The organism is Shimia gijangensis, assembly GCF_900142085.1.
Classification (GTDB): Bacteria; Pseudomonadota; Alphaproteobacteria; order Rhodobacterales; family Rhodobacteraceae; genus Shimia; species Shimia gijangensis.
Window position 1 is genome coordinate 66,784 of record NZ_FQZQ01000019.1, and the last position, 11,215, is coordinate 77,998.

Annotated in this window: 11 protein-coding genes; 8 read left to right on the forward strand and 3 right to left on the reverse strand. The window is 53.6% G+C overall.

What is annotated here, in order from left to right:
• Window positions 1-37: 37 nt before the first annotated feature.
• From pstC to phoB, 5 genes are read left to right on the forward strand one after another with little or no spacing between them, the layout of a single operon-like run.
• A complete protein-coding gene (gene pstC, locus BUC32_RS15500; RefSeq protein WP_073254873.1) occupies window positions 38-1,510 on the forward strand; it encodes a phosphate ABC transporter permease subunit PstC in 1,473 nt (490 codons plus the stop codon).
• Window positions 1,507-2,844: a phosphate ABC transporter permease PstA gene (gene pstA / locus BUC32_RS15505; RefSeq protein ID WP_073254876.1), complete on the forward strand. Its 1,338-nt coding sequence runs from the start codon at window positions 1,507-1,509 to the stop codon at window positions 2,842-2,844. Before pstC ends, pstA begins: the two co-directional genes overlap by 4 nt.
• A 17-nt stretch (window positions 2,845-2,861) precedes the next feature.
• Window positions 2,862-3,659 (forward strand): phosphate ABC transporter ATP-binding protein PstB, encoded by a 798-nt coding sequence (gene pstB / locus BUC32_RS15510; RefSeq protein ID WP_073254879.1) that lies wholly within the window; start codon window positions 2,862-2,864, stop codon window positions 3,657-3,659.
• 28 nt (window positions 3,660-3,687) lie between these two features.
• Entirely contained in the window at window positions 3,688-4,401 is a 714-nt protein-coding gene (phoU, locus tag BUC32_RS15515) for a phosphate signaling complex protein PhoU (protein ID WP_073254882.1), read from the forward strand.
• Between the two features lie 16 nt (window positions 4,402-4,417).
• A complete protein-coding gene (gene phoB, locus BUC32_RS15520; RefSeq protein WP_073254885.1) occupies window positions 4,418-5,107 on the forward strand; it encodes a phosphate regulon transcriptional regulator PhoB in 690 nt (229 codons plus the stop codon).
• 103 nt (window positions 5,108-5,210) lie between these two features.
• Here phoB and BUC32_RS15525 read toward each other — a convergent pair whose 3' ends face one another.
• Entirely contained in the window at window positions 5,211-6,203 is a 993-nt protein-coding gene (locus BUC32_RS15525; protein ID WP_073254888.1) for an IS30 family transposase, read from the reverse strand.
• Between the two features lie 235 nt (window positions 6,204-6,438).
• Here BUC32_RS15525 and aroQ point away from each other — a divergent pair, with 235 nt between their 5' ends.
• Window positions 6,439-6,882, forward strand: a complete 444-nt coding sequence (gene aroQ, locus BUC32_RS15530) for a type II 3-dehydroquinate dehydratase (RefSeq protein ID WP_073254891.1) — start codon at window positions 6,439-6,441, stop codon at window positions 6,880-6,882.
• Entirely contained in the window at window positions 6,879-7,628 is a 750-nt protein-coding gene (locus BUC32_RS15535; protein WP_073254894.1) for a helix-turn-helix transcriptional regulator, read from the forward strand. Before aroQ ends, BUC32_RS15535 begins: the two co-directional genes overlap by 4 nt.
• Before the next feature lie 403 nt (window positions 7,629-8,031).
• Here the strand turns inward: BUC32_RS15535 and tsf are convergent, their stop codons facing one another.
• Together tsf and rpsB are read right to left on the reverse strand one after the other, a co-directional pair.
• Window positions 8,032-8,907: a translation elongation factor Ts gene (tsf, locus tag BUC32_RS15540; RefSeq protein ID WP_073254896.1), complete on the reverse strand. Its 876-nt coding sequence runs from the start codon at window positions 8,905-8,907 to the stop codon at window positions 8,032-8,034.
• A gap of 65 nt (window positions 8,908-8,972) precedes the next feature.
• Window positions 8,973-9,761, reverse strand: a complete 789-nt coding sequence (gene rpsB / locus BUC32_RS15545) for a 30S ribosomal protein S2 (RefSeq protein ID WP_073254899.1) — start codon at window positions 9,759-9,761, stop codon at window positions 8,973-8,975.
• Between the two features lie 252 nt (window positions 9,762-10,013).
• On the opposite strand from rpsB, the gene BUC32_RS15550 reads away from it, so the two are divergent.
• Window positions 10,014-11,123 carry a porin family protein gene (locus BUC32_RS15550; RefSeq protein WP_073254902.1) on the forward strand — a complete coding sequence of 370 codons (1,110 nt, stop codon included), beginning with the start codon at window positions 10,014-10,016 and terminating at the stop codon, window positions 11,121-11,123.
• Window positions 11,124-11,215 lie beyond the last annotated feature (92 nt).

Genomic DNA, 11,215 nt, shown 5'->3' on the forward strand with positions numbered 1-11,215 from the left:
TGGGCCACCTGCACCCTCAAATGATGGCGGTTTGCCAATGCCTTTGACATGGCTTGTTCTGATCCTCCTGACCCTTGTAGGGTTGGGTTTTATTTTGGGTAGAAGACGCGCACTTCGCTCAGCGAACGGTGATGCGCGCCTGTTGCATTCGCGTCCGCATTTTTACGGGGCCAACGTGGCGCTATCCACGCTGGTGCCAAGTCTTGGTGTTCTGGTGATCTGGCTGTTGCTGCAGCCGGTTCTGATTGATCGCTCCGTTTCGCATATGATCCCGCCAGAGATGGTGCCCGCGGATACCACGCTTGGTCTTGTGATGTCGGATGTGCGCCGTGTTGCCGAAGGGCTGGATGTGGCCGTGGCTCGGGGCGTGATGAGTGAACGTGACTCCAACACCCTGCGCACCGAACTGACCGACCTGCGCGCACGCCTTGGTGAAGTGGGTGTTGCTCTGGGCCAAGATGTGCGCCCCGAGGTCCTGAGTGCCGCCCAAAGCTATCGACGTCTCAGCCACGCGGGCACAATGGGCATGACGTTGGTTGTACTGGCCGTCGCGATTGCCGGTTTTGGATTTTCCCTGATCCAGAGCCGTAAGGAATTCCGTGCTCGCAATGTCGTAGAGCGCGGCATTCTCAGCCTTCTTATTCTCGCCGCCTCGCTGGCTATTTTGACAACCGTGGGCATTGTTTTGTCGATGCTGTTTGAAACCATCAATTTCTTTGGGCTTCACGACTGGCGGGATTTCTTCTTTGGCAACACCTGGGCTCCGAACTTTCGCGGAGAGTCAGAACTGTCGATCCTGCCGCTGTTGTGGGGCACGATTTATATCTCGTTGATTGCCCTTTTTGTGGCCGTACCGGTTGGGTTGTTCGCCGCGATCTACCTGTCTGAATATGCCGGTCCCAAAACCCGGTCATTTGCCAAACCACTGCTTGAGATCCTCGCAGGCATCCCAACCATCGTTTACGGCCTGTTCGCCCTGTTGACGGTGGGCCCGATGTTGGCAGGCCTGTTCGGGCAGGGCGGTGCTTTGGGTGTGTCGTGGATGGCGGGCGCGACCTCGGTTCTGACCGCAGGGCTGGTTATGGGCATCATGCTGATCCCGTTTGTCTCATCCCTGTCGGATGACATCATCAACGCGGTGCCGCAATCCATGCGTGACGGCTCGCTTGGGCTTGGGGCAACCCAGTCTGAAACCATCCGTCAGGTGGTTCTGCCCGCTGCTTTGCCGGGCATTGTCGGCGCTGTGCTGCTCGCCACCAGCCGCGCCGTAGGCGAAACCATGATTGTCGTCATGGGGGCAGGGGCCATCGCCAAGTTTTCGGCCAATCCGTTCGATTCCATGACCACAATTACCACACGCATCGTGAGCCAGCTTACCGGTGACGGTGATTTTTCCAGCCCCGAGACGCTGGTGGCCTTTGCCTTGGGTCTCAGCCTGTTCGTGCTGACCCTCGGCCTGAACGTTCTGGCGCTTTACATCGTGCGCACCTACCGGGAGCAATACGAATGAGCGACGCAAAGCTTTTGACGCCTAAGACGTCGATTCACACCCAGTCGCCGCGCACCAAACGCCGTAACGCCGCCGAAACCCGGTTCAAAGTATTTGGCATGATCGCCATTAGCATTGGTCTTTTGATGCTGGTTGCGCTGATGGGCACAATTCTGAGCAAAGGTATCGGCGCTTTTCAACAAAGCTTTATCACCATGGAGGTGGAACTGCTTGAGGCTAAGCTGGATAAAAAAGGTAATCGTAATCTCTCGGATATCAAGAAAGTCACGACTTTTGGATACACACCTCTGATCAAGAACGCGTTCGCAAAAGCCGTTAAAGATCAGGGGATTGAGACCGATCTTAAAACCAAAGACATGGCCAAGATGCTGTCGAAATCCGCCGCCGCCCAATTGCGCAATGTGGTGATCGATAACCCGCAGAAAATTGGCCAAACCATCAAGTTTCGCTTTCTCGCCAATTCGCGCATTGATGGCTATCTCAAGGGTCGCGTAAGCCGTGAGTCCATTGCCAACGACAAGAATGTTTCGGTGGCGCAGTTGGACTTCGCCGATCAGTTGCTCAAAGCGGGTGTTTTGAAGAAAACCTTCAATATCGACTTTATCATTGGTGCCGATGCGTCAGATCAACGTCCCGAGGCGGCCGGGATCGGCGTGGCTATGATGGGCTCCTTGTTCATGATGCTGGTGGTGTTGGGTCTTTCCCTTCCAATCGGCGTTGCAGCTTCGATCTATCTCGAGGAATTTGCACCAAAGAACTGGATCACGGATGTCATCGAAGTGAATATTTCGAACCTCGCTGCGGTGCCGTCGATTGTGTTTGGTATCCTCGGCCTGGCGGTGTTCATCAACTATATGCATCTACCGCAGTCAGCGCCGCTTGTGGGCGGTTTGGTGCTGACTTTGATGACGCTCCCAACCATCATTATCTCAACGCGCGCATCACTCAAATCCGTGCCGCCATCGATCCGCGATGCGGCGCTGGGAGTAGGGGCCTCAAAAATGCAGTCAGTGTTCCATCATGTCTTGCCTTTGGCGGCACCCGGCATTCTGACAGGAACTATTATTGGCCTTGGTCAGGCGCTTGGGGAAACCGCGCCTCTTTTGTTGATCGGCATGATTGGTTTCATCGCTTCGAACATGCCCACAACCATTGGGGAAGGGTTGTTGTCGCCCAACTCGGCCATGCCTGCGCAAATATATGAGTGGGCCAAACGCGCCGACCCCGCCTTTTATGAACGCGCATGGGGGGGCATCATTATCCTGCTCGTCTTCCTCGTGTCGATGAATACACTCGCAGTGATCCTGCGCCGGCGCTTTGAACGTCGCTGGTAAGCTTAGAGGTTTGAGATATGTTTGACGCACCAACCATAGGGTCCACAGTGGAACTACAAGACAGCAAAATCACAGCTTCGGGCGTGCATGTGTTTTATGGCGATACCCATGCCATCAAGGACGTGAATGTGAATATTGCCGCCAAGACCGTGACAGCCTTTATCGGTCCTTCCGGTTGCGGCAAATCCACTTTTTTGCGCTGCCTGAACCGGATGAATGACACGATTGATACCTGTCGGGTTGAAGGCAACATCCATCTGGATGGCGAAGACATCTATGACCGCCGTGTGGATCCGGTGCAATTGCGCGCCAAGGTCGGCATGGTGTTCCAAAAGCCCAACCCGTTTCCCAAGTCTATCTATGACAACGTTGCTTATGGCGCGCGTATTCACGGGTTAGCTCGCAACAAGTCAGAGCTGGATGCCATTGTCGAAAAAGCGTTACGTCGCGCGGCCTTATGGGGTGAAGTTAAAGATCGTTTGGGAGCGCCGGGTACTGGATTATCCGGTGGCCAGCAACAACGCCTTTGCATCGCTCGTGCCGTGGCAACCGAGCCCGAAGTCTTGCTGATGGATGAACCATGCTCTGCGTTGGACCCCATTGCCACAGCGCAAGTCGAAGAGTTGATTGATGACTTGCGGACACGGTTTTCGGTGGTGATTGTGACCCACTCGATGCAACAAGCCGCCCGGGTCAGCCAGAAAACCGCGTTTTTTCATCTTGGGCATCTTGTGGAATTTGGCGACACGCCAACAATTTTCACCAATCCCAGTGATGAACGCACCGAAAGCTACATCACGGGACGGATCGGTTAGGCCGGATCGGATAGGAAAGAGCAGACCAATGAATGAACGACATATCGCTTCGGCTTTTGATTCTGATCTGGAACAGATTCAAACCCAGATCATGAAAATGGGTGGCCTCGTGGAAGAGGCCATTCTGGACGCCTCCAAATCGCTCAAGAACCTAGACGAGGAACTTGCCGAACAAGTGCGCGCCAAAGACAAGGTTATCGACCGGCTGGAAGAGGTGGTGAATGAAGACTGCGCGCGTCTTATTGCGCTTCGATCGCCAACGGCCGGTGACTTGCGAATTGTGCTGTCCGTCATGAAGATCAACAGCAACCTTGAGCGAATTGGGGACTATGCCAAGAACATGGCCAAACGCACCAGTGTTCTGGCGCATATGACGCCGGTTGATGGTGCCAGAGGGGCGTTGCGCCGTATGGCGCGCGAGGTGCAGCTGATGCTGAAAGACGCGCTGGATGCCTTTGTTCAACGCGACGCGGAACTGGCGCAGGATATACTGGAACGCGATCGTGACATTGATCAGATGTACAACGCTTTGTTTCGCGAATTTCTCACCTTTATGATGGAAGATCCACGTTACATAACCCCTTGTATGCACTTGCATTTTATCGCCAAAAACACCGAACGCATGGGGGATCATGTGACATCGGTCGCAGAACAGGTGATCTATCTGGTGACGGGATCCATGCCGGACGATTCCCGTCCCAAAGGTGATCATTACACACGCGAGCTGAGTGAGCTGGATTAGGGTAGGGGCATAGGCAATGGCTAAAGATCAACCAACGGTTCTCGTCGTCGAGGATGAAGCCGCACAGCGTGAAATGCTCTGCTACAACCTGCTATCCGAAGGATTTGACGTCATCCAGGCAGAAGATGGTGACGAAGCAATCCTGCTTGTCGCTGAAACCAATCCGGACCTCATTGTGCTGGATTGGATGCTGCCCGGTATGTCCGGTATTGAGATATGTCGGAGGCTGAAATCCCGTGCCGAGACCCGCGCGATTCCGGTCATTATGCTGTCAGCACGATCCGAAGAGGTCGATAAAGTGAGAGGACTGGAAACAGGTGCGGATGACTATGTGGTCAAGCCATACTCAGTCAAAGAGTTAATGGCGCGTGTGCGCAATCAACTTCGCCGCGTTCGGCCCGCCAGTGTGGGTCAGGTTCTGACCTATGACGATATTACACTGGATGGAGAAACACATCGTGTGACACGCGGGGACCAGCCGATCAAACTCGGGCCAACCGAATTTCGGCTATTGGCAACTTTTATGGAAAAACCCGGGCGTGTCTGGGCGCGCGAGCAACTGTTGGATCGGGTTTGGGGTAGAGATATCTATGTCGACAGCCGAACGGTCGATGTTCACATTGGTCGCCTGCGAAAATCACTTTGTTCCAATGGTGGGACAGATCCATTACGTACGGTTCGTGGCGCGGGGTATGCTTTGGGGTGAGGTGTTGGTTAAGTTGACTGCTTAAGCTATTGAAAGTGAATTATTTTTTAGACTACAGAGTCGGGAATTAGTGGAATCTCAAGGGTCGTTGCGACGGTTTCCGCTATCTCAATTTCATCAGTTCTTCCCTGAATGTTTCTGTCGGGGTGCGCCAGCCAAGGCATTTTCTAGGCGTGCCATTCAAGCGATCACAAATCGACTTCATATCTCGATTTGAGAGCGCGGCCACGGGCGCATCTCTAGGTAAATACCGACGTGCACGCTTGTTCAGGTTTTCCACCGAACCCTTTTGCCATGGCGCCTGAGGATCGCAGAACCAAGCTTCTGTTCCGATCCCTGGTTTGAGCTTGCGCCATTTCCTAAACTCAATTCCGCGATCAAAGGTGATCGATTTGCGAGCTGGTTGGGGTAGGGGCTCCATCACGTCCATCAGCCGGTTCATCAGATGCGTTGTGCTGCGGTCGTTATTGCGGAACAGCACGGCGAAACGGGTCTTACGTTCGACCAAGGAAGCAACGTTTGTCTTGCCCTGAGCCCGCTCAAAAATCATCAGATCGCCCTCCCATTCGCCGAATGTCTCACGGGTTTTGACATAGTCAGGGCGCTCATGAATTGACCGATCGGCCGGAAAAACAAGGCCACGCGGTGTGCGCCGCCGTCTTGGCTGCCGCTTCTTGCGCCGGTGCGGCAGGTAGCGCGCCAATTCTTCAGACTGACCATCTGGGCCGTAAACATAGGCGTAGATCGTCTCGTGGCTCACGCGCAGAGATTGACCATCATGCTGCAAACGACCGGCAATCTGTTCGGGCGACCATCCAATCTCCAGTTGCTTGATCACGTGTTGCCTCAGATCCGCGAACCTCACCAGTTTGCGTCGACGTGCACGGCGCTGCGTCGCTGATTTCTGCGCAGTCATGCCATAGTAGCCGTTCAGATTAGGCAGCTCGTCATCGCAATATCGGTTCCGTTTGATCTCACGATGCACCGTAGAACGGTGCCTGCCGATCTCTGCCGCGATCTTGCTCACGGGCACTTTCGCGTTCAACATGTCTTCAATTGCGCGTCGTTCACGCAAATCCAGCTCTGTGTGGGCCATTTCCGTTCTCCTTGCTTTCCAACAAGATAGGGGATTTGTCGCAACGGAGTTTAGAATGTGCCCCAGTTAAGTAACGCATATCTCATAATCAGTATTATGTAATTATAGGTGAAGCTCACGAACCCACAATCTGTACAGTTGCCGCATTGGCACATCCCTAATGTTGGCGGAGTTGACGCTAGACAGGACCAAACTATCGGGCGTAATATCTCCTCTGAAAGTACTGGGGAAATCAATGACATCGCTACTGGTTTTGAATGGCCCAAATTTGAATTTGCTTGGGCAGCGCCAACCCGAGATTTATGGAACCGAGACTTTGATGGATGTCGAGGCGTCCTGCCTTGCGCATGCTCAAAGACTTGGATGTGATGTCAGCTGCTTTCAATCCAATCATGAAGGTGCTCTGGTAGATGCAATCCAGGCTGCCAAAGGAACCCACGACGGTATCGTTCTGAACGCTGGCGCCTATACGCACACGTCGATTGCCCTTAGGGATGCAATTGCGTCGGTTGAGATTCCGGTCGTGGAACTGCACCTGTCAAATGTGCATGCGCGTGAAGAGTTTCGACACAGGTCCTATATTGCGGCTGTGTCTATTGGATTGATCTGCGGTTTCGGATCACACGGCTATCTTCTTGCGATGGATGCCTTGAAAAAGCATCTGGATGTTCGCGTATGACGCTGGATTACATTGAAAGCCTGACCAAGGCTCAATCACTCGAATCCTTGTGGAACATGCATACTGACTGGATGTCCGGTTTTGGTTTTGATCGTTTGATTTACGGCTACACGAGCTTTCGGACACCTGGATCTTTGGGAGATTCGGATGATTTCATGGTGTTGTCCAACCATGATCGCGATTATCTGCACCAATTTCTAAGCGAAGGCATGTACTTTAATGCGCCAATGATGCGCTGGACGTTAAACAATATCGGCGCTTGCAGTTGGTCCTGGGTTACGGATCGTGCTGCCAAGGGATTGTTGACCAAAGAAGAAAGCCTGGTGCATCAGGTCAACGAGAAAATGGGCGTAAGGGCGGGCTATACAATTAGCTTTCCAACCATTTCAACACGTTCCAAAGGGGCAATTGCGATCACCGGAAATCGCAGCATGTCTCAGGACGAGATGGATGAAATTTGGAGACAACATGGTCGGAACATTGAACTGGCCAATAACGTTGCGCATCTCAAAATAATGTCCCTGCCCTATGAAAATCCCAAGCGCGCGCTCACGGATCGGCAGCGCGAGGTTCTGGAGTGGGTTGGAGACGGCAAGACAATTCAGGATATTGCCCAGCTAATTGAACGCACTCCGGCAACGGTTGAAAAGCATTTGCGACTGGCCCGCGAGGCATTGGACGTTCAAACCACGGCTCAGGCCCTTCTAAAGGCGTCTTTTTTGAATCAAATCTATCAACCAGAGTGAAATTTGACGCAGAAAAGCGTCAAAAGTAAGGTTTCCCTGACTTTCCTTCCCCTACGTAAATAGTGCAAATTGAACAGGTTCCGTGAGTGGTGGCTTTTGCCTTGGAACATACTTGATGGAAACTTTTTTATTATAAGGCTCTTCCATTGGGTTCCGGTTTTCCGGATGCTGGTCAAGGTTCGTATTTCTGTTCTGCGGCTGGCGCTTTCGATCGCGTCTCTTCATCCCCATGCTTAGGGGCGCACGAAGTAAGACGGCGCTGTCAATTCCCGGATGGCGCCGTCGTTCTGTTTCAGATACGTGTTTTTGTTTCGGACCTCCAAAGACGGACGCTATGCGAAACAAAAAAACGCCGCCTGTTTTGACACAGACGGCGTTTCGCAATTTTTCAAAGAAAACAAACTTAGCCTTGGGCTGCCTTGGCAACTTCTGCCGCAAAGTCTTCTTCTTTTTTCTCGATGCCTTCGCCAACTTCCATACGGACAAACGCAACAATCTCGGCACCCGCTTCTTTTGCGGCTGCCTCAACGGTCAGGTCTGGGTTGATGACAAAGCTTTGGCCCAGCAAAGTGACTTCGGCCATGAACTTCTTCATACGGCCAACGATCATTTTCTCGATCACTTGCTCAGGCTTACCTGATTCACGAGCGATCTCGATTTGAACGCTTTTCTCTTTTTCGACAATGGCCGGATCCAGATCAGCTTCGGACAGAGACTGCGGGTTGGCGGCAGCAATGTGCATCGCGACCTGCTTGCCGAAACCTTCGTCTCCGCCTTTCAGGGCAACCAGAACACCGATTTTGCCCATGTCGGTTGCCACGGCATTGTGCACATAAGACACAACAACGTCACCTTCGACCGACGCCATGCGACGGACAGACATGTTTTCACCAATGGTTGCAACCGCGTCGGTCACAACTTCAGAAACAGTTTTGCCACCCATGTCTGCGGTCAGCAAAGCTTCGGTGTCTGCAACTGTGGTTGCAACACCAGCAATGCCCGAAACCATGGCCTGGAAGTCAGCATTTTTACCGACAAAGTCAGTTTCAGAGTTGACTTCAACGGCAACACCTTTGCCGCCTGCAACTTGAACAGCCACAAGACCTTCGGCTGCGATACGGCCAGATTTCTTAGCGGCTTTCGCCAGACCTTTGGTACGCAACCAATCGATGGCCGCTTCCTGGTCACCGTCGTTTTCAGTCAGGGCTTTTTTTGCATCCATCATGCCTGCGCCTGTCATTTCGCGCAGTTCTTTGACCATTGCTGCTGTGATCGCCATCTCGGCTCTCCTCGTCTCGAATGTATGAAACCGGGGGCGGGACGTCCCTGCCCCCGTAAGATATCTTAGGCTTCTGCTGGTGCAGCTTCGGCTGGTGCTTCTTCAGCAACAACTTCTTCAACTGGCGCATCGTCCAGTTCGCCAAGATCGATGCCAGCAGCACCCATCTGAGCGGTCATGCCATCCAGAGCAGCGCGGGCTGCCAGGTCGGTGTACAAAGCGATCGCACGAGCAGCGTCGTCGTTGCCTGGGATGATGTAATCAACACCATCAGGCGAACAGTTGGTGTCGACGATGGCCACAACAGGGATACCCAGTTTGTTGGCTTCGGCGATGGCCAATGCTTCTTTTTTCACGTCGATGACGAACAGCAGATCAGGAACACCGCCCATTTCGCGGATGCCGCCCAAAGAGGCTTGCAATTTGCCCTGGTCACGTTCCATGCCCAGACGCTCTTTCTTGGTCAGTCCTTCAACGCCATCAGACAGTTTTTCGTCAATCTCATTGAGGCGTTTGATCGACTGCGAAACTGTTTTCCAGTTGGTCAGCGTGCCGCCCAGCCAGCGGTGGTTCATGTAGTACTGCGCACATTTCTCTGCGGCGTCTGCGATCGGCGCTGCGGCCTGACGCTTGGTACCAACGAACAGAACGCGGCCGCCTTTGGCGACGGTTTCACGGATCGCGTTCAGGGCTGCGTCCAACATTGGAACAGTCTGTGTGAGGTCCATGATGTGGATGCCATTGCGCGAGCCATAAATGAACTCGCCCATACGGGGATTCCAACGCTGTGTTTGGTGACCAAAGTGTACGCCTGCTTCCAGCAGCTGGCGCATGGTGAACTCGGGAAGAGCCATGCTTGTATTCCTTTTCCGGTTTACGCCTTGGTGGGGAGGATGATCCCACTCATTTGGGACAACCGGCGGACCGACAGGGATGTCTCCCCTGCCCGACCCAAACCCCACCTGCGGGTTTGAATGACGCGCATTTATATGAGGAAAATCCCGGGCACAAGCCCTGTACGGCGGGATTTGGGGCATTGAATCGGAAAATCAGCACCAAAACGCAATATTAGTAGTATAGCCTGTAGATTACGCCAACGGGAGGTTATGAATGCCACGCAAAGCCCTGTTTTCCTGTGTTGTGGCCGGGATGTCGATTCTGGCCGGATCTGCCTGTGCCGAGCGCAATACCTATTTTTTGGCAATGGCAGCACATTCTCTTGGTATGGCTGGTTGCACTTTGCGCAGCAGGTGTTTGACGACGGAGCGCACACCACATCAACTCTTGTGGATGTAAGCAGTGCCGGCAGCCGTTTTGGGTTCTATTTGCGGGGCAGCAGCCCGGTGTCCTTCCAGTTCGAAACCGGGCTTGGATTTCGCCCGTCTACCAAAACCAGCCAGACCACCACACCGGACTTCTGGGACTGGAGCCGCCGCGACCTGCGACAGGTGCAGGTGATCTATGACAGCGCAATTGGCAGGTTTCGCTTTGGTCAGGGCAGCATGAGCATGGATGGCGGCGCCGAAGTTGATCTGGGCGACACAGCGATTGTTGCCAAATCCAACATCAACGAACTTTACGGGTCTTACCTGTTCACCGACGGCACCGGGGCGCTCACGACCGTAAATATCGGCGCCGTGTTTGACAATTTCGACAATGGACGTCGCTTTCGCCTGCGCTATGACAGCCCGGAATTTGCCGGATTTTCCATCGGCGGCGCTTATGGGCAAGAGGTTCTGACATCGGGCGTGAATGACACTTACTATGACGTCGCTCTGCGGTATGGCCGCGCATTCGGGCAGTTTGAGGTCAAGGGCGCGGTTGGCACGGCCTATACCGATGTCGCCGGTGGCAGCACTTTGCAGGAATCGGCGGGATCGATCTCGCTCCGCGACCACCAGACCGGGCTGGATATCACCTTTGCAGGCGGTCAGAACAATTCGGCCGGCGGAGATTATGTCTGGATCAAAGCCGGATGGCGCGGGCAATTTCTGGCCGTCGGAGATACGCGTTTTGTCGCCGAGGTTTTTCGCGGATCGGATTACCTGAGCATGGGGTCTGCGTCGGATATGTGGGGATTGTCGCTGATCCAGAACTTCGACCGGGCCCGCATTGAAGCGTATCTGGGCTACAAGGACTTTTCTTACTCTGACAGCAGCGCAATATCCTACCGCGACGCCGTGACCTGGCAGATTGGCGCACGCTGGACGTTTTAAAGCGGCGAGCTTGAAAGCTGAATCATGGGATTCCCATTTGGTTTGATTTGTGATTCATCCTGATTGGGAGGATGTTTTATGTCAGCAGCGCT